The organism is Streptomyces sp. WMMC940 (assembly GCF_027460265.1).
Taxonomy (GTDB): domain Bacteria; phylum Actinomycetota; class Actinomycetes; order Streptomycetales; family Streptomycetaceae; genus Streptomyces.
Window position 1 is genome coordinate 3103121 of record NZ_JAPZBC010000001.1, and the last position, 24819, is coordinate 3127939.

Annotated in this window: 27 protein-coding genes; 6 read left to right on the forward strand and 21 right to left on the reverse strand. The window is 70.6% G+C overall.

What is annotated here, in order from left to right; translation table 11 throughout:
• Positions 1-11 precede the first annotated feature (11 nt).
• The 4 genes from O7595_RS13610 to O7595_RS13625 all read right to left on the reverse strand — a co-directional run bounded on the left by O7595_RS13610 (position 12) and on the right by O7595_RS13625 (position 3076).
• Positions 12-1334: an NADH-quinone oxidoreductase subunit D gene (locus O7595_RS13610; RefSeq protein WP_269728952.1), complete on the reverse strand. Its 1323-nt coding sequence runs from the start codon at positions 1332-1334 to the stop codon at positions 12-14.
• On the reverse strand, positions 1331-2059 hold the full coding sequence (locus O7595_RS13615; protein WP_269728953.1) for an NADH-quinone oxidoreductase subunit C: 729 nt from the start codon (positions 2057-2059) through the stop codon (positions 1331-1333). Before O7595_RS13615 ends, O7595_RS13610 begins: the two co-directional genes overlap by 4 nt.
• 88 nt (positions 2060-2147) lie before the next feature.
• The gene (locus O7595_RS13620; RefSeq protein ID WP_007383964.1) at positions 2148-2702 is read right to left on the reverse strand and encodes a NuoB/complex I 20 kDa subunit family protein; all 555 of its coding nucleotides are present in this window, start codon (positions 2700-2702) and stop codon (positions 2148-2150) included.
• A gap of 14 nt (positions 2703-2716) precedes the next feature.
• Positions 2717-3076 carry an NADH-quinone oxidoreductase subunit A gene (locus tag O7595_RS13625; protein ID WP_093661633.1) on the reverse strand — a complete coding sequence of 120 codons (360 nt, stop codon included), beginning with the start codon at positions 3074-3076 and terminating at the stop codon, positions 2717-2719.
• A 692-nt stretch (positions 3077-3768) separates the two neighbouring features.
• Between O7595_RS13625 and O7595_RS13630 the strand changes: the two genes are divergently transcribed.
• Entirely contained in the window at positions 3769-4566 is a 798-nt protein-coding gene (locus O7595_RS13630; protein WP_269728954.1) for a C40 family peptidase, read from the forward strand.
• A 227-nt stretch (positions 4567-4793) separates the two neighbouring features.
• Here the strand turns inward: O7595_RS13630 and O7595_RS13635 are convergent, their stop codons facing one another.
• Positions 4794-6083, reverse strand: coding sequence for a geranylgeranyl reductase family protein (locus O7595_RS13635; protein WP_269728955.1), 1290 nt, complete (start codon positions 6081-6083; stop codon positions 4794-4796).
• Between the two features lie 98 nt (positions 6084-6181).
• Here O7595_RS13635 and O7595_RS13640 point away from each other — a divergent pair, with 98 nt between their 5' ends.
• Entirely contained in the window at positions 6182-6694 is a 513-nt protein-coding gene (locus tag O7595_RS13640; RefSeq protein WP_269728956.1) for a GNAT family N-acetyltransferase, read from the forward strand.
• On the opposite strand, the gene O7595_RS13645 is transcribed toward O7595_RS13640, so the two are convergent.
• From O7595_RS13645 to O7595_RS13670, 6 genes are all read right to left on the reverse strand, one after another.
• Positions 6684-7592 carry a zinc ribbon domain-containing protein gene (locus O7595_RS13645; RefSeq protein ID WP_269728957.1) on the reverse strand — a complete coding sequence of 303 codons (909 nt, stop codon included), beginning with the start codon at positions 7590-7592 and terminating at the stop codon, positions 6684-6686. The two genes, O7595_RS13640 and O7595_RS13645, sit on opposite strands and share 11 nt — an antisense overlap.
• Before the next feature lie 145 nt (positions 7593-7737).
• Positions 7738-8649 (reverse strand): glutaminase, encoded by a 912-nt coding sequence (locus O7595_RS13650; protein WP_269728958.1) that lies wholly within the window; start codon positions 8647-8649, stop codon positions 7738-7740.
• A gap of 18 nt (positions 8650-8667) precedes the next feature.
• A complete protein-coding gene (locus O7595_RS13655) occupies positions 8668-9363 on the reverse strand; it encodes a demethylmenaquinone methyltransferase (protein WP_269728959.1) in 696 nt (231 codons plus the stop codon).
• A gap of 360 nt (positions 9364-9723) precedes the next feature.
• The gene (locus tag O7595_RS13660) at positions 9724-10377 is read right to left on the reverse strand and encodes an imidazolonepropionase-like domain-containing protein (RefSeq protein ID WP_269728960.1); all 654 of its coding nucleotides are present in this window, start codon (positions 10375-10377) and stop codon (positions 9724-9726) included.
• Between the two features lie 7 nt (positions 10378-10384).
• A complete protein-coding gene (mqnC, locus tag O7595_RS13665) occupies positions 10385-11584 on the reverse strand; it encodes a cyclic dehypoxanthinyl futalosine synthase (RefSeq protein WP_269728961.1) in 1200 nt (399 codons plus the stop codon).
• Positions 11585-11733: 149 nt separating this feature from the next.
• Positions 11734-13368 carry a serine/threonine-protein kinase gene (locus O7595_RS13670; RefSeq protein WP_269728962.1) on the reverse strand — a complete coding sequence of 545 codons (1635 nt, stop codon included), beginning with the start codon at positions 13366-13368 and terminating at the stop codon, positions 11734-11736.
• 206 nt (positions 13369-13574) lie between these two features.
• Between O7595_RS13670 and O7595_RS13675 the strand changes: the two genes are divergently transcribed.
• Positions 13575-14594, forward strand: a complete 1020-nt coding sequence (locus O7595_RS13675; protein WP_269728963.1) for an alpha/beta hydrolase — start codon at positions 13575-13577, stop codon at positions 14592-14594.
• A gap of 194 nt (positions 14595-14788) precedes the next feature.
• Here O7595_RS13675 and O7595_RS13680 read toward each other — a convergent pair whose 3' ends face one another.
• Positions 14789-15691, reverse strand: coding sequence for a menaquinone biosynthetic enzyme MqnA/MqnD family protein (locus O7595_RS13680; protein WP_269728964.1), 903 nt, complete (start codon positions 15689-15691; stop codon positions 14789-14791).
• Positions 15692-15961: 270 nt separating this feature from the next.
• Here O7595_RS13680 and O7595_RS13685 point away from each other — a divergent pair, with 270 nt between their 5' ends.
• Positions 15962-16165 carry a cold-shock protein gene (locus tag O7595_RS13685; protein ID WP_017948713.1) on the forward strand — a complete coding sequence of 68 codons (204 nt, stop codon included), beginning with the start codon at positions 15962-15964 and terminating at the stop codon, positions 16163-16165.
• Positions 16166-16390: 225 nt separating this feature from the next.
• Here O7595_RS13685 and O7595_RS13690 read toward each other — a convergent pair whose 3' ends face one another.
• Positions 16391-16873: a GNAT family N-acetyltransferase gene (locus tag O7595_RS13690; protein ID WP_269728965.1), complete on the reverse strand. Its 483-nt coding sequence runs from the start codon at positions 16871-16873 to the stop codon at positions 16391-16393.
• A gap of 57 nt (positions 16874-16930) precedes the next feature.
• On the opposite strand from O7595_RS13690, the gene O7595_RS13695 reads away from it, so the two are divergent.
• Entirely contained in the window at positions 16931-17329 is a 399-nt protein-coding gene (locus O7595_RS13695) for a J-domain-containing protein (protein WP_269728966.1), read from the forward strand.
• A 222-nt stretch (positions 17330-17551) separates the two neighbouring features.
• Here O7595_RS13695 and O7595_RS13700 read toward each other — a convergent pair whose 3' ends face one another.
• The 8 genes from O7595_RS13700 to O7595_RS13730 form a co-directional block, all read right to left on the reverse strand.
• The gene (locus tag O7595_RS13700; protein ID WP_269728967.1) at positions 17552-18172 is read right to left on the reverse strand and encodes a TetR/AcrR family transcriptional regulator; all 621 of its coding nucleotides are present in this window, start codon (positions 18170-18172) and stop codon (positions 17552-17554) included.
• A 184-nt stretch (positions 18173-18356) separates the two neighbouring features.
• Positions 18357-18431: a 50S ribosomal protein bL37 gene (locus O7595_RS33835; protein ID WP_106430099.1), complete on the reverse strand. Its 75-nt coding sequence runs from the start codon at positions 18429-18431 to the stop codon at positions 18357-18359.
• Between the two features lie 140 nt (positions 18432-18571).
• Positions 18572-19903, reverse strand: a complete 1332-nt coding sequence (locus O7595_RS13705; RefSeq protein WP_269728968.1) for a dicarboxylate/amino acid:cation symporter — start codon at positions 19901-19903, stop codon at positions 18572-18574.
• A 425-nt stretch (positions 19904-20328) separates the two neighbouring features.
• Entirely contained in the window at positions 20329-20619 is a 291-nt protein-coding gene (locus O7595_RS13710) for a DUF4229 domain-containing protein (RefSeq protein WP_269728969.1), read from the reverse strand.
• Positions 20620-20725: 106 nt separating this feature from the next.
• Positions 20726-21250 (reverse strand): GNAT family N-acetyltransferase, encoded by a 525-nt coding sequence (locus O7595_RS13715; RefSeq protein ID WP_269728970.1) that lies wholly within the window; start codon positions 21248-21250, stop codon positions 20726-20728.
• A gap of 149 nt (positions 21251-21399) precedes the next feature.
• Entirely contained in the window at positions 21400-22563 is a 1164-nt protein-coding gene (gene mqnE / locus O7595_RS13720; RefSeq protein WP_269728971.1) for an aminofutalosine synthase MqnE, read from the reverse strand.
• Positions 22564-22822: 259 nt separating this feature from the next.
• Positions 22823-23278 (reverse strand): Lrp/AsnC family transcriptional regulator, encoded by a 456-nt coding sequence (locus tag O7595_RS13725; RefSeq protein WP_138053755.1) that lies wholly within the window; start codon positions 23276-23278, stop codon positions 22823-22825.
• A gap of 156 nt (positions 23279-23434) precedes the next feature.
• Complete coding sequence (locus O7595_RS13730; protein ID WP_269728972.1) at positions 23435-24100, reverse strand: UbiX family flavin prenyltransferase; 666 nt, start codon at positions 24098-24100, stop codon at positions 23435-23437.
• Positions 24101-24192: 92 nt separating this feature from the next.
• Between O7595_RS13730 and O7595_RS13735 the strand changes: the two genes are divergently transcribed.
• Positions 24193-24792 (forward strand): rhomboid family intramembrane serine protease, encoded by a 600-nt coding sequence (locus tag O7595_RS13735; RefSeq protein WP_269728973.1) that lies wholly within the window; start codon positions 24193-24195, stop codon positions 24790-24792.
• Positions 24793-24819 lie beyond the last annotated feature (27 nt).

The following is a 24819-nucleotide window of genomic DNA, read 5'->3' on the forward strand; positions in this document are numbered from 1 at the left end:
CGATACGTCTGTCACCGGTCGACGCCTCCCATCACGGGGTCGATGGACGCGACGGCGACGATCACGTCGGCGACCTGGCCGCCCTCGCACATCGCCGCCATGGCCTGCAGATTGGTGAAGGACGGGTCGCGGAAGTGGACCCGGTAGGGGCGGGTGCCGCCGTCCGAGACGACATGGACGCCGAGCTCGCCCTTGGGGGATTCGACGGCCGCGTACGCCTGCCCGGCGGGGACCCGGAAGCCCTCCGTCACCAGCTTGAAGTGGTGGATCAGGGCCTCCATGGAGGTGCCCATGATCTTCTTGATGTGGTCGAGGGAGTTGCCGAGGCCGTCCGGGCCGAGCGCGAGCTGCGCGGGCCAGGCGATCTTCTTGTCCTCGACCATCACCGGGCCGGGTGCGAGCCGGTCCAGGCACTGCTCGACGATCCGCAGCGACTGCCGCATCTCCTCCAGCCGGATGAGGAAGCGGCCGTAGGCGTCGCAGGTGTCCGCGGTCGGGACGTCGAACTCGTAGTCCTCGTACCCGCAGTACGGATCGGTCTTGCGCAGGTCGTGCGGGAGGCCGGTGGAACGCAGGATCGGGCCCGTCGCGCCGAGTGCCATGCAGCCGGCGAGGTCGAGGTAGCCGATGTCCTGCATCCGGGCCTTGAAGATGGGGTTCCCGGTGGCGAGCTTGTCGTACTCGGGAAGGTTCTTCTTCATCGTCTTCACGAACTCGCGGATCTGGTCCACCGCGCCCGGGGGCAGTTCCTGGGCCAGGCCCCCGGGGCGGATGTACGCGTGGTTCATCCGCAGGCCGGTGATCAGTTCGTAGATGTCGAGAATGAGTTCACGATCACGGAATCCGTAGATCATGATCGTGGTCGCGCCCAGCTCCATGCCGCCGGTGGCGATGCACACCAGGTGGGAGGAGAGCCGGTTCAGCTCCATCAGGAGCACGCGGATGACCGACGCGCGGTCCGGGATCTGGTCCTCGATGCCGAGGAGCTTCTCCACCGCGAGGCAGTACGCCGTCTCGTTGAAGAACGGTGTGAGGTAGTCCATGCGCGTGACGAACGTGGTGCCCTGCGTCCACGTGCGGTACTCGAGGTTCTTCTCGATGCCGGTGTGCAGGTAGCCGATGCCGCAGCGGGCCTCGGTCACGGTCTCGCCGTCGATCTCCAGGATCAGCCGGAGCACACCGTGGGTGGACGGGTGCTGGGGGCCCATGTTGACGACGATGCGCTCGTCGTCCGCCTTGGCCGCGGTCTGGGCGACCTCGTCCCAGTCACCGCCGGTGACCGTGTAGACGGTGCCTTCGGTGGTCTCGCGTGCGGATGCAGATGGGGTGGTCACGAGTACGACCTCCGCTGGTCCGGAGCCGGGATCTGGGCGCCCTTGTACTCGACGGGGATGCCGCCGAGGGGGTAGTCCTTGCGCTGCGGGAAGCCCTGCCAGTCGTCCGGCATCATGATCCGGGTGAGGGCGGGGTGGCCGTCGAAGACCAGACCGAAGAAGTCGTAGGTCTCGCGCTCGTGCCAGTCGTTGGTCGGATAGACCTCGACGAGCGACGGGACGTGCGGGTCGGTGTCCGGGGCGCTGACCTCCAGCCGGATCAGCCGGCCGTGGGTGAGCGAGCGCAGGTGGTAGACGGCGTGCAGCTCGCGCCCCTGGTCACCGGGATAGTGGACGCCGCTGACCCCCGTGCACAGCTCGAAGCGGAGCGCCGGGTCGTCGCGCAGCGTCCTGGCGACCCGGACGAGGTGCTCGCGCGCGATGTGGAAGGTGAGCTCGTCGCGGTCGACGACGGTCTTCTCGATCGCGTTCTCCGGGACGAGGTCCTGTTCCTCCAGAGCGCCCTCGAGCTCGTCGGCGACCTCGTCGAACCAGCCGCCGTAGGGGCGGGTCGCGGCACCGGGCAGCCGGACGGAGCGGACGAGTCCGCCGTAGCCGGAGGTGTCGCCGCCGTCGCCGGCACCGAACATGCCGCGCTGGACGCGGATCTCCTCGCCGTGCTCACCGCGCTGACCCGGCAGGTTCTGCTCGGAGAGCTCCTTCTCCGGGTTCGGCTGGTCGGTCACTGGTGGACCCCCTTGATCGCTTCCCCGCCCGCACGGGACAGGGGTGCGGGTTTGGTCGTCTGCGGCGCGGCGGCCGTGTGCGCGCCGCTCACCGGAGCAGCCCCTTCATCTCGATCGTCGGGAGCGCCTTGAGTGCCGCTTCCTCCGCCTCGCGGGCCGCTTCCTCCGCGTTCACCCCGAGCTTCGAGCTCTGGATCTTCTGGTGGAGCTTGAGGATGGCGTCCATCAGCATCTCCGGCCGAGGGGGGCAGCCGGGCAGATAGATGTCAACGGGAACAATGTGGTCAACACCCTGCACAATCGCGTAATTATTGAACATTCCGCCCGAGGACGCGCAAACACCCATGGAGATCACCCACTTGGGATTCGGCATCTGGTCGTAGACCTGCCGCAGGACGGGCGCCATCTTCTGGCTCACTCGCCCGGCCACGATCATCAGGTCGGCCTGCCGGGGTGAGCCGCGGAAGACCTCCATGCCGAAGCGGGCCAGGTCGTAGCGGCCGGCGCCGGTCGTCATCATCTCGATGGCACAGCAGGCGAGGCCGAAGGTCGCGGGGAAGACGGACGCCTTGCGCACCCAGCCCGCGGCCTGCTCGACGGTGGTCAGCAGAAAGCCGCTCGGCAGCTTCTCTTCGAGTCCCATTGCTCCTCAGCCCCTCAGTCCCATTCCAGGCCGCCGCGCCGCCAGACGTAGGCGTAGGCGACGAAGACGGTGAGCACGAAGAGCAGCATCTCCACGAGCCCGAAGATCCCCAGGGCGTCGAACGTGACGGCCCATGGATAGAGGAAGACGATCTCGATATCGAAGATGATGAAGAGCATCGCCGTCAGGTAGTACTTGATCGGGAAGCGGCCCCCTCCGGCCGGCGTCGGCGTCGGCTCGATACCGCACTCGTAGGCCTCGAGCTTCGCGCGGTTGTAGCGCTTCGGGCCGACGAGCGTGGCCATGACCACGGAGAAGATCGCAAAGCCTGCCCCTAGGGCGCCGAGCACGAGGATGGGCGCGTAGGCATTCACGCTCCTCGCTCCTTCCAGTCGTCCTTGACCGTTGGACCGCACCGGGACTCGCCTCGCCGCCCCGCGAAGATCATGCTCATGTGAGGCAGTTCACAAGCCCGACTGCTCCGCATCCTATGCCCGCCGGTCTGTGATCTGCGACACGGGGTGCGGCAACGACTTTGTGATCTCCACCACCTGACGAAGGATCATGAAGTCGGATGAGCGGTGATCTTCATACGGGAAGCGCACGAGCGGCTACAAAAGGTGACCATTTTGACCGTTTCCGCTGGTCAGAGGGCGGAGTCACTAGCAGGGGCGACGCCGTCCAGGCAAATTGGCGATGGACCGGACCGAGTGGTAAAGGACGGCCTTCACTCACGCGAGGGGCGAGACGTACGGAGGTGGACGCGTGCACATGTTCACGAGCACCCCGAAGGTCGCCGACGGTGATCATTCTGTGACCTGCGCCACTCGGGCCGCCGCCCGAAAACCCGGGGCTTGGCCATCGGTGTGAAGGGGTGGTAAGCGGCGGGCAATACGGACCTTTTTATGAAAGACCGTGATCACAGCCCTGATCGCGACTGCCCGTTTTGCCCGTTACGGCGTCAATAAAGGCGGCACACAGGCGTATTCGGGCACCCGTGGCGGCAACTGTGGTGGAAGCCACGTTTCTTGAAGGGAACCGCGGAGCCCTGATAGCGGTTGTACCCATGTCCCACACCGCTCACATACGTAGCCACCGGAAGCCCCGCCGCAGCTCCTCGAAGCTCGCGCTGCGCGCCGGAGTTGCCGGTGGCGTCCTCAGCACCATCGCGGTGGCCGGAAGCGCCGGGCCGGCGAACGCCGAGCCGGTGACCGAGACCATCGAGATGCCCGCGCTCACCTTCGACACCCCGGAGCTCGCCGGCGCGGTCGCCCTCTCCGCCGAGGCGACCCAGCAGGCGGCCCTGGACCTCGATCTGCAGACCCAGGAGAACGCCGCCGCGGCCAAGGCCGCCAAGGCCGCGAAGAAGGCCAAGGCCGAGGCCGACCGCAAGGCGGAGGCCGAGCGGAAGGCCGAGGAGGCCGCCCGTGCCGCGGTCGAGGAGCGTTCCTCCCGGTCCGCCGAGCGCACCACCCTCTCCAGCGCCTCGCAGAGCGCCTCCAACGCGTCCGGCTCCGCCGCCACCGTCGTCGCCTTCCTCAAGGCGCAGCTCGGCGACGCCTACGTCATGGGCGCCACCGGCCCCAACTCGTGGGACTGCTCCAGCCTCGTCCAGGCCGCCTTCCGCCAGGTCGGCATCGACCTGCCGCGCGTCTCCCAGGACCAGTCGGTGGCCGGCACCCAGGTCTCCCTGGACAACCTCCAGGTCGGCGACATCCTCTACTGGGGCGGCGCCGGTTCCGCGTACCACACGGGTGTCTACATCGGCGACGGCAAGTACCTCGACGCCGCCAACCCGAGCAAGGGCGTCGTCATCCAGGAGCTGTCGGGCTACCCGGCGAGCGGCGCCGTTCGCGTCCTCTGAGCCGTTCTCGCAGCAGTTCTCCCGGTACGCCCGGTTCGTTACGGGCCGCAGCCGCACGAGGCCACCGTCCCCCCGTCCAGGGGGGACGGTGGCCCTTTCGTCGTCCCTCCGGACGGCCCTCGGGGCCCCTCCGGAGGGCGGCCGGGGCCGGTGGCCCGGAAAAGGGCCGGAGGGCGGGTGCCCGGCTCCGGAGAGCCGGGCACCCGCCCTTCTCCGGGCTTCGCGGGTCAGGCCTTCGGAGCCACCTTCGAGAGACCGTTGATGATCCGGTCCATCGCGTCGCCGCCGGACGGGTCGGTGAGGTTCGCCAGCATCTTCAGCGTGAACTTCATCAGCAGCGGGTGCGTCAATCCCCGCTGCGTGGCGATCTTCATGACCTTCGGATTGCCGATGAGCTTCACGAACGCCCGGCCCAGCGTGTAGTAGCCGCCGTAGGTGTCCTTCAGGACCTTCGGGTAGTTGTGCAGGGCCAGTTCCCGCTGGGCGGGGGTGGCCCGGGCGTGGGCCTGGACGATGACGTCGGCGACGATCTGGCCGGACTCCATGGCGTAGGCGATGCCCTCGCCGTTGAACGGGTTGACCAGACCGCCCGCGTCGCCGACGAGCAGCAGGCCCCTGGTGTAGTGCGGCTGCCGGTTGAAGGCCATGGGAAGCGCGGCGCCGCGGATCGGGCCGGTCATGTTGTCGGGCACATAGCCCCAGTCCTCCGGCATCGAGGCGCACCAGGCCTTCAGGACCTCGCGCCAGTCGAGCTCCTTGAAGGAAGCCGAGGTGTTCAGGACCCCGAGACCGACGTTGGAGGTGCCGTCGCCCATGCCGAAGATCCAGCCGTAGCCGGGCAGCAGCCGGTCCTCCCCGGGACCGCGGCGGTCCCACAGCTCCAGCCAGGACTCCAGGTAGTCGTCGTCGTGCCGCGGGCTGGTGAAGTACGTGCGGACGGCGACGCCCATGGGGCGGTCCTCACGCCGGTGCAGTCCCATGGCGAGGGAGATCCGGGAGGAGTTGCCGTCGGCGGCGACGACCAGTGGGGCGTGGAAGGTCACCTCCCGCTTCTCCTCACCGAGCTTGGCGTGGACGCCGGTGATCCGGCCGGTCCGGTCGTCGATGACGGGCGCGCCGACATTGCAGCGCTCGTACAGCCGCGCGCCGGCCTTCTGCGCCTGCCGCGCCAACTGCTCGTCGAAGTCGTCCCGCTTGCGGACGAGTCCGTAGTCCGGGTAGCTGGCCAGCTCCGGCCAGTCCAGCTGCAGCCGGACACCGCCGCCGATGATCCGCAGGCCCTTGTTGCGCAGCCAGCCGGCCTCCTCGGAGACGTCGATGCCCATGGCGACCAGCTGCTTGGTGGCGCGGGGCGTGAGCCCGTCGCCGCAGACCTTCTCGCGGGGGAACGCCGTCTTCTCCAGCAGCAGTACGTCCAGGCCGGACTTGGCCAGGTGGTAGGCGGTCGTCGAACCGGCCGGGCCTGCCCCGACGACGATCACATCTGCGGTGTGCTCGGAGGGGGTCGTCTCGGTCACGGCGGGTTCTCCCGAAGACTCGAATTCGCGTGCCGTGCGGCACAGGTCATGTGCAGTCTATGGGGCGTACCGACCGGCGACCGAAGGGCTCCCCCGCGATGACCGCAGCGTCTCTCCCCGTCGTACAACTCCGTGTGCCCACCGAGGAGGACGCGTTCGCCTGGCACCGCGTCTTCGACGACCCCGAGGTGATGGAGTTCCACGGGGGCAGGTCCGCCGAGGTGTCCGTGTACGAGGAGCTCACCGCGCGGCAGCGGCGGCACGACGCGGAACGGGGCTTCTGCCTGTGGACGCTGTTCGACGAGGCGGGCGAGGTCTTCGGCTTCACGGGCGCGCAACCCTGGCCGCACGAGTCGTTCGGCCCGGTCGGCGAGATCGAGATCGGATGGCGCCTCGCGCGGCCGTACTGGGGCCGCGGCTACGCGACCGCCGCCGCCCGGACGACCCTGGACCGGCTGCGCGCGGCCGGCGTTCCCTCCGTGGTCGCGATGGTCGACTCCCGCAACCAGCGGTCGATCGCCGTGACCCGGCGCCTGGGCATGGAGCTCTCCGAGACGTACGCCGTCCCGGACTCCGAACGCAAGGGGCTCTGCTTCCGGCTCACCCTGTAGCGAACGCCGGGTCCGCGGTCCAGGTCGACAGGGCCGTCTCGAAGACGTGCGCGGTGTCCGCCCAGTACAGGTCGCGTTCCGTGAAGTAGATCGCGTACTCGGTGCCGTCCTCGGCGATGTACGACTGGTCGACGCCGTGGATCGTCTCGCCCGACTCGGCGTGCGTGTAGGTGTACTCCCAGACCGCCCCGGGGCGTCCGTGGAAGGTGTTCGTCTCCAGCCGCAGCCGCCGGTAGTCGGCGTTCTTCGAACGGGACCTGGCCTCGATTGCGGTGAGGTTCTCCAGGGAGGTGTAGGGGGCGGACCGGACCACGCCGACGAGGATGTGGGACATCCCCGTGGAACCGGCGTAGGTGATCTGCCCGTTCACCTCCTTTTGGCGGTACCAGACGGACGGGATCGCGAAGGAGAAGCCGGCCGGGTCGTTCACGCGCTTGAAGCCCTCGGGCACACCGGCGTCGCCGCCGCCCGGCGCGCCGGTGCGGGCCGGTCCCCCGGTCCGGGCCGGTGCGGCGGCGGGCGGAGACGTCCGGGCGGGCTCGGGGCCGGCGAGCGGTGCGTCCGTGGGGGTCGTGGCGGCCGGTGAGGGTCGCGCCGGGACGGCCGCCGCGGGCCGGTCCCCCGGTCCGGGCCCGGAACCCCCGTCCCCGAGCAGCAGCACGCCCGCGGTGCTGCCCGCGTCGAGCACGAGTGCCGCCGTCAGGGTCCCGCCCCACACGAGCGCGCGGCTGCGCCCCGGACCCGCGGCGGGCGGCACGGCCGGGGGCGGAGCCCCGGGGCCCACCCAGGTGGGGCTGTACGAGGCCGCCGCGGGCTGCGGGCGCTCCCGTCCGCACGTCATGCAGAAGCGCGCCTCGGCCGGGGAGGTGTTCCCGCAGTAAGGGCAGTTCGACGCCAAGGGGAGCTCCAGGGGGAGATCGGATACGGCCGGTGTGAACGACCCGTCTAGCCCGCCGTCCGGTTCCCGTCAACGCGCTTTCCCCACACAGCGGTTGCCCCTCGCGGGCGGGACCGGCGACCGCTCGCGCCGCGCTCCCGTACGGTCAGAACACCGACAGCCCGGTCAGCGTCGTGAATCGGTCCAGCGCCGCCACGCCGGCCACCGAATTCCCCTGCCCGTCCAGCCCCGGGCTCCACACGCACAGCGTGCACCGCCCCGGCACGACCGCCACGATCCCGCCGCCGACCCCGCTCTTGCCGGGCAGCCCGACCCGGTAGGCGAACTCGCCCGCGGCGTCGTAGGTACCGCAGGTGAGCATCACCGCGTTGATCTGCTTCGCCTCGCTGCGGGTCAGCAGCCGGCTGCCGTCGGCCCGCAGTCCGTGACGGGCCAGGAAACGGGCCGCACGGGCGAGATCGGCGCAGTTCATCTCGATCGAGCACTGCCAGAAGTAGTGGTCGAGCAGCGCCGGAACGGAATTGGCGATGTTGCCGTACGAGGCCATGAAGTGGGCCAGCGCGGCATTGCGGTCACCGTGCGCGGACTCGGACCCGGCGACCTCCGGGTCGAAGGCCAGGTCGGGGTTGCCGCTCTCCTGTCGCAGGAACTCCAGCACCTCGCTGCTCGCGTCGCCGGTCAGGGTCAGCAGCCGGTCGGTGACGACGAGGGCCCCGGCGTTGATGAACGGATTGCGTGGAATGCCGTTCTCGTACTCAAGCTGCACCAGGGAGTTGAACGGATTGCCGGAGGGCTCCCGGCCCACGTGCTCCCAGAGGCTGTCGCCGCCCAGGGAGAGCGCGAGGGCCAGGGCGAAGACCTTGGTGACCGACTGGGTGGAGAAGGGCCGCTCCCAGTCGCCGACGCCGTGGACCTTTCCGTCGAGGTCGGCGATGGCCATGCCGAAGTGCCCCGGGTCGACGGCGGCCAGGGCCGGGATGTACTCGGCCGGGGTGCCGCCGCCGACCAGCGGGGCGACGTCCTGCTCGATCCGCTCGAGGATCGCCTGGTAGTCCATGGTGCGGTCCCCGGAGACTTACTGGGACTTGGTGCCGCGGTGCAGCGCGACGATCCCGCCGCTCAGATTGCGCCAGGCCACCTTCGACCAGCCGGCCTTCTGGAGCATCCCGGCGAGGTCCGCCTGCTCGGGCCAGGACCGGATCGACTCGGCGAGGTAGACGTACGCGTCGGGGTTGGACGAGACCGCGCGGGCGACCGGCGGCAGAGCCCGCATCAGGTACTCCTCGTACGCGGTCCGGAACGGCGCCCACGTCGGGTGCGAGAACTCGCAGATGACCACGCGGCCGCCCGGCTTCGTCACGCGGTACAGCTCCCGCAGGGCCCGGTCGGTGTCCTGGACGTTCCGAAGCCCGAAGCTGATCGTCACGGCGTCGAAGGAGTCGTCCCGGAAGGGGAGCGCCGTCGCGTCGCCGGCGGTCAGCGGCAGCCACGGGTGCCGCCTCTTGCCCTCGCGCAGCATGCCGAGCGAGAAGTCGCAGGGCACGACGTACGCGCCGGTGCGGGTGAAGGGCAGCGAGGACGTGCCGGTCCCGGCCGCCAGGTCGAGGACGCGCTCGGCGGGCCGTGCCCCGACCGCCCGGGCGACCTCCCGGCGCCAGCGCCGGTCCTGGCCGAGCGAGAGCACGTCGTTGGTGAGGTCGTAGTTCGCCGCGACATCGTCGAACATCGACGCGACTTCGTGCGGCTGCTTGTCCAGGGAAGCGCGGGTCACTGGCTTTCGGCCTCGCAGTGTCGGGTGCGGACGGTACGCCGGCCATTGTCTCAGGCACACCGCGGCGGGCCCGGCGGGGGCGTGCCGGTGGGTTCCGGAACCGGCCCGGCGCCGAGCAGGGCGAGGTCCGCCCGTCGAGGAGCGTCGTCCGGCGCACGGGGTCTCCCCAGGCCCTCCGGGCCGGGGGAAGGTTCGCAAGGCGCCGGATCGACCTCGCAGTGGGCCCGCTCGGTCGATTCGGCGACGCGCCGGGTAGCCGTGCCGGGCGTCGCGACGGGGGCACGTCGCCTGTGCGGCCCTGGGCGTGTGCCGAAAACAGCGCCGTCCGCCCCCGCCCAGACGGGACTGTCGAAGCACGCCCTAGCGCCGCCGGTGCACCAACCGGCCGCGGAGGACGGTGGCGACGCAGGTGCGGGCGCCGTGCTCGCGCAGCACGCGGTACGGGTCGCCGATCACCGGCACGTCGAAGACGGCGAAGTCCGCGTCGGCGCCCTCGGGACCCAGCGGCACCAGGAACGCCTCAGCCACGGGGCGGTCCGCGAACGGATCCAGGGACGGCGGTCCTTCCGGCTCCGTGAAGCGCTCCTCGCAGCTGAGCCCGACCCGGGTCACCGCGTCGAGGACCGCGCCGCGCCGGAGGTCCCCGGCCACCGCCACCGTTCCGCGCGCCAGCATCCGCTGCGCACCGCGCCGCGCACTGGCTCCCCACCGGGCGTCCGTCATCTCCAGCGCGGCGAGCGCGGCGCCGGTGAGCGGCTCGGTGCCCAGCTCGCCGGCCTCACGAGGGTCGGGGTGGTAGGCCCGTTCCAGCAGCTCAGGCCCGTACGGATTGCACAGGCCCGGCGTCAGCACCCCGGGCCAGCGCCGCACGCGGGCGCCCGGATGGGCGGCGGCCACCTCGGCGTAGGGGCCCACGGCGGCGATCGCGCTCCCCCGGACGGCGACCGCGCCGCCCGGCACGGGAGCTCCCGGACCGCCGGGCAGCAGCAGGTCCGCCGCGTGAATCGTCAGCACGGCGCACTCAGTTGGCGTTCAGCAGCTTCAGTTCCGGGTGCGCCGTGCCGCCCTCGATCGCCGTCGACGAGATGTGCGACACGACGCGGTCGTCGGCCGGGTCGTTCGCCGGGTCGTCGTGCACCACGATGTGCTCGTACGTCGTCGTGCGCTGGGCCGGGACGCGGTCGGCGCGGCGGATCAGGTCGATGATCTCCTGCCGGTTGGAGCGGTGCCTGGCGCCCGCCGAGGAGACCACGTTCTCCTCCAGCATGATCGAGCCCAGGTCGTCCGCGCCGTAGTGCAGCGACAGCTGGCCGATCTCCTTGCCCGTGGTCAGCCAGGAGCCCTGGATGTGGGCGACGTTGTCGAAGAAGAGCCGGGCGATCGCGATCATCCGAAGGTACTCGAAGATCGTCGCCTGGGTCCGGCCCTTGAGGTGGTTGTTCTCCGGCTGGTACGTGTACGGGATGAAGGCCCGGAAGCCGCCCGTCCGGTCCTGTACGTCGCGGATCATCCGCAGGTGCTCGATACGCTCGGCGTTGGTCTCGCCGGTGCCCATCAGCATCGTGGACGTCGACTCCACACCGAGCCCGTGCGCCGCCTCCATGATCTCCAGCCAGCGCTCGCCGGACTCCTTCAGCGGGGCGATCGCCTTGCGCGGCCGCTCCGGCAGCAGTTCGGCGCCGGCACCCGCGAAGGAGTCGAGACCGGCCGCACTGATGCGGCGGACGGCCTCCTCCACGGACACACCCGAGATCCTGGCCATGTGCTCCACCTCGGACGCGCCGAGGGAGTGGATGACCAGCTGCGGGAACTCCTTCTTGATCGCGGCGAAGTGCTTCTCGTAGTACTCGACGCCGTAGTCCGGGTGGTGACCGCCCTGGAACATGATCTGCGTACCCCCGAGCTCCACCGTCTCGGCGCAGCGCCGCAGGATGTCGTCGAGATCGCGGGTCCAGCCCTTGGCGGTGTCCTTGGGCGGGGCGTAGAAGGCGCAGAACTTGCAAGCCGTGACGCAGACGTTGGTGTAATTGATGTTGCGCTCGATGATGTACGTCGCGATGTGCTCGGTACCGGCGTAGCGGCGGCGGCGCACGGCGTCCGCGGCGGCGCCCAGCGCGTGCAGCGGAGCGGAGCGGTAGAGGGTGAGCGCCTCTTCGGGGGTGATCCGCCCGCCCTCGGCGGCACGGTCCAGGACGGACTGGAGGTCGGCCTTCTGGGTCACCGGGGTGTCACCTTTCGGTGGTGGAACAGGGCGTTACCGGACCGTGCCAGCCTACGACAGGCCCTCTGCCCTGCCCTCGGCGGCACCTCGGCGGCACGCCCGGTCCGGCCTCCGCCGGGACTTGGCGCATGCCGGTGGGCGGCCCGCCCTCATCCGCCGCTGCGGGTGAGGTCGCCGACCGGATTGCCCGCGCGGGCGTCGGCCGAGACGTAACGCAGCGTCCCACCGCTCAGTTCGAGACGCAGGCCCTGGGTGCTCTCGCTGCACATGCCCTTGCTGCGCGGCCCGCGCCGGGCGTCGACGACCAGGGTGCGGGCATCGGCGCGGGTGGCGGTCAGCAGGTCCTCGCAGATGAAGTTGCCCAGGATGTCGGTCTGTTCGGCCGTGCCGATCCGCTCCCCGGTGCGCCCGCCGGGCTCGATGGTGACCTTCATCGTGCCCGCGGGCAGTCCGGCCGCCGTAATGCTGCCCTCCCAGGTGCCCGCGAAGGTCTTCGGCACCTCGGCCGGGCCCGTCCCGCCGGCGGAGGGAGCGCCGGTCTCCGAGGACGCGGGCGGCCGGGCCGCGGTGTCGTCGCGGCCGCCGCCACCACCGGGGAAGAGGTCCAGCAGGACCCCGGCGCCCACGGTCACCGCGGCGAGCGCCCCGGCCACGGCGAGGGCCACGGTGCAGCCGGCCTTGCGGGAGCCTCCCTCGCCCTCGCGGCGGGTCGTGACCGAGAGGGACAGACGCCCGCCGGCCTTCGCGTCCGCGGGCACCCGCTGCGGGGGAGGCGTCGGCCGGGGAGGCGGCGAGGCGGGCGCGGGGTCGATCGGCGGACCGAACACGCCCAGGGCCTGGCCGGTGAACGGCACCGGCCCCGAGGCCACCGGGTCCTCGGCGGACGCCGGCTCCAGGTCGAGCAGCAGGACCGCGGTCCTGCTGACCTGCTCCACCAGCGGCCCGGGCAGCCAGCCCGCCGCCACGAGCGCCCCGGCGCCGGCCGGGGCGAGCCGGCGGGCCAGCGCGGTGGGTTCCGGACGGGCGACCGGGTCCTTGGCGAGGCAGCCCGCGACGAGCTCCCGCAGTTCACCCGTGAGCGAGCCCAGTTCGGGCTCCTCGTGGACCACCTTGTAGAGCAGTGCGGCCGAGGAACCGCCGGGGAACGGTGCGGCACCCGTCGCCGCGTAGGCGAGGACCGCGCCGAGCGAGAAGACGTCCGCCGCGCCGGTCACCTCTCCCCCGCCGGTGATCTGCTCGGGCGCCATGTAGCCGGGGGAGCCGACGGAGACGCCGGTCGTGGTGAGGGACGCCGTGCCGTCGGTGGCCCGGGCGATGCCGAAGTCGATGAGTCGGGGACCGTCCAGGGTAAGCAGCACGTTGGACGGCTTCACGTCGCGGTGGACGAGCCCGGCCGCGTGGACGGCGGCCAGCGCCTCCGCCAGCCCGGCGCCCAGGGTCCGGACCGTCTGCTCGGGCAGCGGCCCGTGCCCGGCCACCGCCGCGCCGAGTGCGGGTCCGGCGACGAAGCCGGTGGCCACCCAGGGCACGGGCGCGTCGGGGTCGGCGTCGAGGACGGGAGCCGTCCAGGCCCCTCCCACCCGTCTTGCCGCCTCCACCTCGCGCCGGAACCGTGCCCGGAACTGCTCGTCGAGCGCGAAGTGGGGATGGACGACCTTCACCGCGACCGTACGGCCGCCCTCACTGCGGGCGAGATAGACCCGGCCCATTCCGCCCGCGCCGAGCCTGCCCAGCAGCCGGTAGGCGCCGATGGTCCGCGGTTCGCCGGCTTCCAACGGCTGCATGCGCTTCCCTCCCCCTGTCGCGGCGGCCTGCGGGGCACGTCCGTTCCGTCCAGCAGCGTAGGCCCACGCGGGGTCCGGATCACCGGGATCGGGCCGGGTGCGGGACCAACCGATCGGTCCGAGCCCGCATCTCCCTGGTCGTAAAGCACCCACCGCGCCTGCAACCCCCATGAAGCGCACCCATCACCGCACAAACGGAGTACGCCATGAAACGGCCGTCCAAGGCGCTCGTCGCCACCGTCGCCCTCTGCGCTGTCGCGCTCGCGTCGGGGTGCTCGACCGAGGGGGAGCCGGTCACCTTCGACGGGCCGTCCGCCGTCCCCGCCGGCAGGGACGGCGCGGCCGCCGCGGAGGCCGCCTCGAAGACCCTGATGCCGACCGGCCCGAAGGCCGAATTCACCACGCAGAACACCGTCGACGACGGCACCAGGATCGGCGTCACCACACTGCACGGCAGAAAGTCCGGATTCACGGAAAAGGTCTGGGTGTGGGCGCCGCAGCAGTATTTCGACCCGAAGTACGCGAACAGCGGCTTCCCCGTCCTGATCGCGCTCCCGGGCGGCAACGGCTACCCGAACAATTACTGGATGGGCACCGATCTGAAGCTGCAGAGCAGCATCAGTCGCTGGTCGAAGGAGGGAAGGAGCCTTCCGTTCATCGTGGTGATGCCGGTGCTCAATCCGGATGACAAGTACTACTACGACGGCAGTGACATACCCGGGCAGCCGAAGATGGGCACCTGGATGACCGAGGACGTTCCCGATTTCGTCCGCGCCAATTTCCGTACGTTCACGTCCCGGGACGGCTGGGCGTTCATGGGGTCGTCCTCGGGGGCCTTCGTCGGACTGAAGTCGGTGCTGAAGCACCCCGACCGGTTCAAGGCGGTGATCGCCTCCGGACCCGACATCGTGCCGGACTCCCCGCTGTGGGCCGGGCACGAATCGGAGCGGGCGGCGAACGACCCCGAGAGGCTCGCCAGGGCGCTCGGCGCGAAGCCGGGCGGCAAGGACACGGACGTCTACCTGGCGTTCCAGGCGGGGACCAGGGAGTCGGCGCTGCGGAAGGTGCGGGCCTTCGTCCGGGACCACACCAAGGGCCCCGTGAAGACCCGGTTGCAGGTCATCCAGGACGGCGGGCACAACGCCAGGACCTATGTGAAGGGCATGGGTGACGGGTCGATCGAGTGGATCAGCCGCCATATGCAGGGGCCCATCCCCACACCCTGACCTGCCCCGCCACGGCCCGCACCGGACGGCCGCGAGGATGCGGGGACGCCGCCGACCGGCCTTCCCCGCCGGCGTCCCGGCCTCCGGCCTTCCCGGCCGGCGTCCTCGTTTCCGGCTTGCGGCTTCCGGCTTCCGGCTTCCGGCTTCCGGGACGGAGCCTCCCCGCGCCAGGGGTCCGGGCTCCGGCACGGAGCTCAGACGCCGAGCAGTTCGACCGCCACGTCCGGCGCGAACCCCGTCGTCCGGCCTGTCCTGCGGGCGAACTCCCGGACCCCGGCCAGCTGCTCGGGACCGAAGCGGAAGTCGAGGGTCGTGAAGTAGCGCTCGAGCAGTGCCGCGTCGAACGCCTCCCAGCGCGCCGCCTGCTCGGCGACCTTCGTGACCTCCTGGAGGGAGAGGTCCCGGGAGGCCAGGAACGCCTCGTGGACCTTGCGCACGACCCGGGGCTCCCGCCGCAGGTAGTCCTTGCGGGCCGCCCACACCGCGAAGACGAACGGCAGACCGGTCCAGTCCTTCCACATCTGCCCCAGGTCGTGGACCCGCAGCCCCAGCCTCGGCGCGTCGTGCAGCGACGCGCGCAGCGCGGCGTCGCCGATCAGCACGGCCGCGTCCGCCTCCTGCATCATCACGCCCAGGTCGGGCGGGCAGGTGTAGTAGTCGGGCGCCACCCCGTACTGATCGGCGAGCAGCAGCTGCGCCAGGCGCACCGAGGTCCGGGAGGTGGACCCGAGGGCGACCCGCGCCCCGCCCAACTGCTCCAGCGGCAGCTGCGAGACGATCACGCAGGACATCACCGGACCGTCGCAGCCGACCGCGATATCGGGGAAAGCGACGAGATCGTCGGCGTTGCGCAGATATTCCACGAGGGTGATCGGGCCGATATCGAGATCACCGACGACCAGCCGCTCGGAGAGCTTCTCCGGCGTGTCCTTCGTGAGCTCGAGATCCAGGAGCGTCCCGGTGCGGGCGAGGCCCCAGTACAGGGGCAGGCAGTTCAGGAACTGGATGTGACCGACGCGGGGCCGACTGCGGCGGTCGTGGCCGGAGGCGTTCTCGGCGTGTTCCGCGCGTTCCGCGGGTTCTGCGTGACTGTCCACATCGTGAGGCTAGACCCGGGGACACACCTTCGAATGGCCGGGGCACCCCCACCCAGATCGTCAGCATGTCAAGGCGGCATCAAGCGTCCGGGTGACGTGATCTTTCCCTCTACCCATCTCAAGACCGTGCGTGCTAGGCTCAGCGCAAGTTGCAGTTTGGTTTCCCTTGCAGTGCAGAGCCTGCGGAGCATGTGACCCGCAGGCTTTTGTAGTTTTCAGACTTGTTTGCAGGTTCTGGAGCAGGGCAACCCTTTGGCCCAAGGAGGGCTTATGGCTACCGGAACCGTGAAGTGGTTCAACGCTGAAAAGGGCTTCGGCTTCATCGCCCAGGACGGCGGCGGCCCGGATGTCTTCGTCCACTACTCCGCGATCAACGCGACCGGCTTCCGCTCCCTCGAGGAGAACCAGGTCGTGAACTTCGACGTCACCCAGGGTCCGAAGGGCCCGCAGGCGGAGAACGTCACCCCGGCCTAATGCGCCCGGGTCGGCGATCGCGCACGACTTAGCAGTACCCAAGGGGCCCCGCCCGTACATCGCGTACGGGACGGGGCTCCTGCCTTTCCGGAACCCGTCGGCCGGGCTGCTCCCACCCGGACGGCCGGAAACCCGGAACCGGAAACAAGGCACCGGAAACCCGCGGGGAAAAGGCGGTGAACGGGGAGCGGCGAACGGGAAACGAAAGGGGAGTCGCCGGACGGCTCACAGCTCCCGGAACATGATGTTCAGCCCCACCGCGCCGTGTTCCGGATGCCGGAAAGCGCCCGGCACGGTTCCCACGACGCGGAAACCCAGCGCCTCCCACAGGCGCGTCGCGGGATTCGTCTCCACGACCGCGTTGAAGACCATTCCGGTGTAGCCGTCCCGCCGCGCGCGGTCGATCACGTACTCGGCCAGCCGCCGGCCCACGCCCCGTCCCGCCTGCTCCGGGGCCACCATGAAGCCCGCGTTGGCGATGTGCGCGGCCGGGCCGCCGTAGTTGGGCCGTACATACGCCGACGCGACCACCGCGCCGTCCTCGTCCTCGGCCACGAACACCCGGTGGGAGGGCGCCATCCACAGGGCGCGGGCCGCGGACTCGGAGGTGTCCGGGTCCCAGGCGTAGGTGTCGCCGGCGGACACGATCCGGCGCCAGAACGGCCATATCCGTTCCCAGTCCTGCGCGGTCGCCTCTCTGATCAGCACGGTTCAAGTGTCCCAGAGCCCTGACCTGCGGCCAGGCGCGTCCGTACCCTGGGAGGCATGACGGAGCGCAAGCCCCCGGGCGTCAGTTTCGAATCGTGGGTGGACAAGCAGATCCGCGACGCGCGCGAGCGCGGAGAGTTCGAGGATCTGCCGGGCCTCGGCAAGCCCCTGCCCGACGACCTGGCGCCGTACGACGAGCTCTGGTGGGTCAAGGGCAAGATGCACAAGGAGGGCATCGCCGTCCTGCCTCCCGCCCTCGCCCTGCGCAAGGAGGCCGAGGACGCGCTGGAGAGGGCGTACCGCGCGCCTTCGGAGACCGCGGTGCGCCGGATCATCACGGAGATCAACGAGAAGATCACCGCGATGCTCCTGATGCCGCCCCCGGGCCCGCCGCTCGGCCGCAGGCCGTACGACCTGGACGAGGTCCTCCGGGAATGGCGGCTCCGGCGGGGCTGACGACCCGGGCCCGGCGTCCGCGGTGCGTCCGCCGGAGCTGAGCCGCCCAGGACCGCCGCCACGCACCGTTCGCCTGCCGCGCAGATCGGGATCGGCCCGCGGCCGGGTCCGTCCCGCCCGGCGAGGGCAGGGAGCTCGACGAAGGCGAGAAGCTCGGCGAGGCGAGCTGCGCGGTACCGGCCGCGAGGGCCTGGGACACCTCATCGGGAGGGCGGGGGCATCTCATCGAACGGACGGCGACCAGCGTTCGCCCTTCATGAGGTTCCCCAGGCCCTCCCACGCGAAGTTCATCAGCGTCGCCGCCGCGTCCCTCGCGGAGACGTCAGGCGTGTCGTTGGCCCACCCGGCCAGCGACTCCGCGGCACCGACAAGGGCCTGAGCGAGCCCCGCCACGTCCTTGCCTGCGAGTTCGCCCTCCCCGTGGGTCCCGCGCGCCGCCTCTCCGATCAGCCCCGTCACGAACGCCACGATCTCGTCCCGCATCACCGCCACCTCGGCGGCGAACGGCTCACCGTGGGTACGGGCCTGCCGGTGCAGCACGGCCCACGCGTCCGGGTGCTCGGCCGTGTGCCGGAAGAAGGCCGCGAGGCCCTCCCACAGCTGCCGGTCCGGCGGCAGCCCCGGGTCGACCGCCGCCCGCACGGCCGCGACCAGCGCCGCGGACTCCCGGCGGATACAGGCGGTGAAGAGGTCCTCCTTTGAATTCAGGTAGAGGTAGACGAGCGGTTTGGACACACCCGCGAGCTCGGCGATCTCGTCCATCGACGCCGCGCGGTAACCCCGCTGCCCGAAGGTCTGCACCGCGGCGTCGAGCATCTGCTGCTCCCGCATGACACGCGGCATCCGCTTGCTCCTACCGGCACCATCCACGTCAGACGTCCTCCAGGCCCTGCCCACCGATCTACTGTTCGGTAAGCCTAAGGCCCGCCGCCCGGCGAAAACGCCGAGGACCGGTCCGCACGGTGCACGGACCGGTCCTCGGGCGAACCACGCCGGATCGGCGCGGTCGACGGGTGCGTCGGGGCGGTCAGGCGTTGGGGCGCTTACCGTGGTTCGCCTTCCTCTTCTTCCTGGCCCGCCGCTTGTTGCCTCGCTTCGACATGGTGCGAATCTCCCGCTTCCGGACGAAAACGATGATCTTGCCAGTCTAGGGCGGGCAGTCACGCTCCGCACCCACGGCCCGCCGACGGGTTCCCCACCGCCCGCCGTGGCGGCTCCGGCACAGGCAAGGAGGTGACGGCGTCACGCGGCGGCGGGGACGGCCGCCTTCCGCCCGGGCTCGCGCACCTCGACGTCGTCCACCGGGGAGGACGAGGCCGAGTCGTACGCGTCACGGTCGAGGATCTTCTCGCGGGCCGCGACGATCACCGGGACCACGGCCTGGCCCGCCACGTTCGTCGCGGTCCTGATCATGTCCAGGATCGGGTCGATCGCCATCAGCAGACCCACGCCCTCCAGCGGTAGGCCCAGCGTGGAGAGGGTCAGCGTCAGCATGACCGTCGCTCCCGTGAGGCCCGCGGTGGCGGCGGATCCGACGACCGAGACAAAGGCGATGAGCAGGTAGTCCTGGACGCCGAGCTGCACGTCGAAGATCTGCGCGATGAAGATCGCGGCGAGCGCCGGGTAGATGGCGGCGCAGCCGTCCATCTTGGTCGTCGCGCCGAACGGCACGGCGAAGGAGGTGTACTCCCTCGGGACTCCGAGGCGTTCGGTGACCTTCTGGGTGACCGGCATGGTGCCGACCGAGGAGCGGGAGACGAAGGCGAGCTGGACGGCCGGCCAGGCGCCCTTGAAGAACTGCAGCGGGTTGACCTTGGCGACGGTCGCCAGCAGCAGCGGGTACACACCGAACAGGACCAGCGCGCAGCCGATGTAGACGTCGGCCGTGAAGGTCGCGTACTTGCCGATGAGCTCCCAGCCGTAGTCGGCGATCGCGTGGCCGATGAGACCGACGGTGCCGATCGGGGCGAGCCGGATGACCCACCACAGGGCCTTCTGGAGCAGCTCCAGCACGGACTCGCTGAAGGTGAGGATCGGCTGGGCGCGGTCACCGAGCTTGAGCGCGGCGACACCGGCGACGGCGGCCATGAAGACGATCTGAAGGACATTCAGCTCGGTGAAGGGCGTGATGACGTCCGTGGGGACGACGCCGGTGAGGAAGTCGATCCAGGAGCCGGCCTTCTCCGGCTTCTCGCCGTCCTGCCGCGTGAGGCCGGTGCCCGCACCGGGGTTGGTGAGCAGGCCGATCGCGAGGCCGATCGCCACGGCGATCAACGAGGTGATCATGAACCACAGCAGGGTGCGGCCGGCGAGCCGCGCGGCGTTGTTGACCTTCCGCAGATTGGTGATCGACACCAGGATCGCGAAGAACACGAGCGGTGCGACGGCCAGCTTCAGCAGCTGGACGAAGATGTCGCCGACCTGCTCCAGGGTCGTGCGGAGCCAGGTGACGTCCTGGCTCCGGGCCAGCCAGCCGAGCAGGACGCCGGCGATCAGACCGGCGGCTATCTGGGCCCAGAACGGGACCTTCGGTATGCGGCTGGTGTGGGTGGGCGTCGCGGAGTTCGCGGACACGGACACACTCCGGTGAGGCGTATCGGAAAGGCGGGGGACGAGGATGCGGCACCCGTTCGCTCGGGAGGAGCCGCTGTGTGATGCCGGGTCAGACCGAGCGGCAACAGACCGCGGACATACCGGGGGAGCCCCCGGCACGAGTGCGGCGGGATGCGCGGGGGAGGCGCGGGTCGACACACAGGCGCGTCATGAGCGGGGGGCTCATGACCGTTTCGGGGCACGCTGCTGTCGTCATGGCCCACACGTTAACACTTGAACTTTGAGATCCTCAAAGCCGTACTTTGGGCTGGGATCACACCATCGCGCGTCCGGAAACGGCACCGCCCCGACGCGGGAGCATGTACTCCCGGCCGGGGCGGCGAGGTGTGCGGAGGTCGGTGTGACGAAGGCCACGCGCCGTTGGAGCCACCGGACTCGGTGGCGCGTTACTGGACGTCCTCGCGCGTGCGGTTGGCCTCCAGGCGGGTCTTGGCCCGGTCGACCTTCGCGACGATCTGCTCGGACATCGCCTCGCGCTGCTTGCGCAGCAGGACGAAGCTCAGCGGCGCCGAGACCAGGACGGACAGGACGAGCACCCACAGCAGGTTGGAGTCGCCCAGACCGCGCGGCAGCACGCGCAGGTACACCAGCCCCCACAGGACGAGGAAGCAGCCGGCGAAGACGCCGAGCCTCATGAGGGTGTACCGGAGCGTGGCGCTCGTCTTGCTGTCGGACACGACGGCCCCTTTCCTTCACTGAGTCGCCCGTCCAGTGAAGCACGTCCCCACCGTGGTCTTTCAGGCGGCTCCGGCAGGCCGGGCCCGGACCGCGCCCCGGGGAAGATCACACCAGCGGGAGCAGCATCGTGATGTCGTCGCGGTAGTCGCCGTCGGAGACGCGGATCGCGTCGGGCACCCGCCCGACCTCCTTGTAGCCGCACGAGGCGTAGAACCGCTCCAGTCCCGCACCGCCGCGGCAGGTGAGCCGTATCGCGGTGATCCCGCTCATGCCGCGTGCGGCGCCCGCGGCCGCTGCGAGCAGGTCCCGTCCGTACCCCTTGCCCTGGTGCCGCGGGTGCACCATCACCGTGTAGAGCCAGAGCCAGTGGCGCATCAGCCGGTGCGCGTTGAGCGTGAGGAACGCGGCGGCCGCGACCTGCCCGTCCTCGTCGAGCCCGACGAGCAGCCGCGACCGCCCCTCGGCCATCGCCACCAGGTGCCGCACCAGTTCGGGGCGCACGTCCTCCGTGCTCACCGGCGGTACGAACCCGACGGCCCCGTCGGCGTTGCTCACGTCGGTCCACAGCGCCAGGATCCCGTCGCGGAGCGCGGGGTCGACAGGCGGATCGAGCGTGAATTCCAGAGCCATGACCCGACGATAACAACGCCCCGGCCCCTGCCCGGGGCGCCCCTGGAGAGGGCCGGGCACGCCCTCGCGGGCGGGTGGGACCGGGGCTCGACGGCCTCGACTCCGGCCCCGCGCGGGGCCGGATGCGTGCGGAGCCGGGTGCGGGCGCGTCAGACGCGCATGGGCTGCGGAGACTCGCGGCGGTCGCCGTCGGGGCCGGGGTACTCGCGGATGACCTCGTAGCGGGTGTTCCGCTCGACCGGGCGGAAGCCGGCGTCACGGATGAGCTCCAGCAGATCGTCGCGCGTCAGCTTGTTCGGCGTGCCGTAGTTGTCCGCGTCGTGGGTGATCTTGTACTCGACGACCGAGCCGTCCATGTCGTCCGCACCGTGCTGCAGCGCCAGTTGCGCGGTCTGCACTCCGTGCATCACCCAGAAGACCTTGACGTGGGGGACGTTGTCGAAGAGCAGTCGGGAGACCGCGAACGTCTTCAGCGCCTCGGCGCCCGTCGCCATCGTCGTGCGGGCCTGGAGCCGGTTGCGGACCTTGCCGTCCTTCATGTCGACGAAGTCGTGCTGGTACCGCAGCGGGATGAAGACCTGGAAACCGCCGGTCTCGTCCTGCAGTTCACGCAGCCGCAGGACGTGGTCCACGCGGTGGCGGGGCTCCTCGATGTGCCCGTACAGCATCGTGGACGGGGTCTTCAGGCCCTTCTCGTGCGCGAGGCGGTGGATCCGGGACCAGTCCTCCCAGTGGGTGCGGTGGTCCACGATGTGCTGACGGACCTCCCAGTCGAAGATCTCGGCGCCGCCGCCGGTCAGCGACTCCAGCCCGGCGTCGATGAGTTCGTCCAGGATCTCCGAGGCGGTCAGCCCCGAGATGGTCTCGAAGTGGTGGATCTCGGTCGCGGTGAAGGCCTTCAGCGAGACGTTCGGCAGCGCCTGCTTGAGTTCGCGCAGCGACCGGGGGTAGTAGCGCCACGGGAGGTTCGGGTGGAGCCCGTTGACGATGTGCAGCTCGGTGAGGTTCTCGCTCTCCATCGCCTTGGCGAGGCGGACGGCCTCCTCGATGCGCATCGTGTACGCGTCCTTCTCGCCCGGCTTGCGCTGGAACGAGCAGTACGCGCACGACGCGGTGCAGACGTTCGTCATGTTGAGGTGGCGGTTGACGTTGAAGTGGACCACATCACCGTTCTTGCGCGTACGGACCTCGTGCGCGAGGCCGCCCAGCCAGGCGAGGTCGTCCGACTCGTACAGGGCGATGCCGTCCTCGCGGCTCAGCCGCTCGCCGGCCCGGACCTTCTCCTCCAGCTCGCGCTTGAGCCCCGCGTCCATGCGGCCGCCTCCCAGATGTCCTCGTACTGCGCTTGTCCCGGGGCCTTTTCCCGGGAGCGCCTCCGGGATCGCCGGAGGCCACACCCACGTTACGCCCAAGGGCCGTCCCGCAATCCCCGGGGGACCGGCGCGCGGCGTCGTATGCCGTGCGCCGCAAGGCGGGGAGTCGTCCTCATACCGGGTGTATTCGGGCGATTCGAGGACGCAACGAGACGCCGTGACTGTCCTCGTGCACCCGCCGGGGATCGCGGGACGGCCCTCAGACCTCCTCCGGCAGGTCCCCCACCCGGTTCTCCCACTTGGTGGACAGCACGATGGTGGTGCGCGTCCGCGACACGCCCTTCGTCCCCGACAACCGGCGGATCGTCTTCTCCAGACCGTCGACGTCGCTGGCGCGCACCTTGAGCATGTACGAGTCGTCGCCCGCGATGAACCAGCAGTCCTCGATCTCCGCCAGGTCGCGCAACCGGTGCGCCACGTCCTCGTGGTCCGCGGCGTCGGAGAGGGAGATGCCGATCAGCGCGGTGACGCCGAGGCCGAGCGAGGCGGCGTCGACCGTCGCCCGGTAGCCGGTGATGACGCCTGCGGCCTCCAGGCGGTTGATGCGGTCGGTCACGGAGGGACCGGAGAGTCCCACGAGCCGGCCGAGCTCGGCGTACGAGGCCCTGCCGTTCTCACGCAGGGCCTGGATGAGCTGCCTATCCACGGCGTCCATATGCCTGAGCCTTCCATTATTCATCGCTACCGCAATTTTACGTGTGAAATCCAAGGCATGCAGGGTGAACACCCCGCACTGCCCATGCGTATCCGAACGATCGGGACGGGGACGGCCGGTCCCGCCGGCCGCCCGGTCCCCTCGCCGGCCGGTCGGCTAGTCGGCCCTGGAGCCCCCCAGCTCTCCCTCCCACCGGCGGTACAGGCCGTGCGCGACGCCCGCCGCGTCCAGCGCCCGTCCCGCCACGAAGTCCACCAGGTCCTGGATGTGCGTCGCTCCCGAGTAGAAGGCGGGGGACGCCGGCAGGACCACCGCGCCCGCCTCGTCCAGCGCCACCAGGTGCCGCAGGGTCTGGCCGCCCAGCGGGGTCTCCCGCACGGCCACCACGAGCCTCCGGCGCTCCTTGAGCGTGACGCTCGCCGCCCGCTGGAGCAGGTCCTTGGACAGCCCGAGCGCCACGCCGGCTGCGCAGGCGGTGGACGCCGGCACGATCAGCATCCCCTTCACCGGGTACGACCCCGAGGACGGTCCGGCGGCCAGGTCACCGGCCGGCCAGTGGCGCACCGCGCTCACGTCCACCCGGAAGGTCCCGGGCTTGCCGTCCGCGCCGCGCTCCAGCCAGGTGCGCAGATCGTCCTGCCAGTGCGCGTCCCGGAACGCGATCCCCGTCTCGTCGAGCAGGGTGAGCCGCGAGGCCCTCGACACCACCAGGTCGACGCTCTCACCGGCGTCGAGCAGCCCGCGCAGTACGGCTGCGGCGTAGGGAGTCCCGGACGCCCCGGAGACCCCGACGACCCACGGGGTGCGGTTGGCGTCGTTCATGGGATTGAGCCTATCCGGCCACCGGGTGGCGGAACTGAGTCAGGTGCCCCGGACGTTTCCGGGGGGAGACGCGGGAATCACAGGGGGCCACGATGTCGACAGCCTCGCTCGAACCGAGCCGGACCGACCGGGCGAAGGCGGCCGGCAAGCTGATGCTTGCCTGGGTGGCTCTGCTGTGGGCGCTGGAGGTGGCCGACCACGCCACGGGCCACAGCCTCGACACATACGGGATCACACCGCGCGAGCCCGGCGAGCTGGCCGACGTCGTCCCGGCGTCCTTCCTCCACTTCGGCTTCGGCCATCTGGCGTCGAACACGGTCCCGCTGCTGGTCTTCGGCTTCCTCGCCGCGCTCGGCGGCGTCCGCCGGTTCCTGGCCGTCGCCGCGCTGATCATCATCGCCGACGGCATCGGCGTCTGGCTGATATCGCCGCCGGGCTCGAACACGGCGGGCGCGTCCGGTCTCGTCTTCGGCCTCTTCGGCTATCTGCTGGTCCGCGGTTTCGTGGACCGGCGCCCCCTGGACATCGGCGTCGGTCTGCTCGTCGGCGCGATATGGGGCAGCTCGATCCTGCTGGGTCTCTCCCCCGCCAACACGGGGGTGAGCTGGCAGGGGCACCTCATCGGACTGGTGGCGGGCGTGGTGGCGGCCTTCGTGTTCCGCCGCCGCAGGCCGACCGCGATCACGGCCTGACGGAGCCCGCTCGGGTCCGGGCACGAA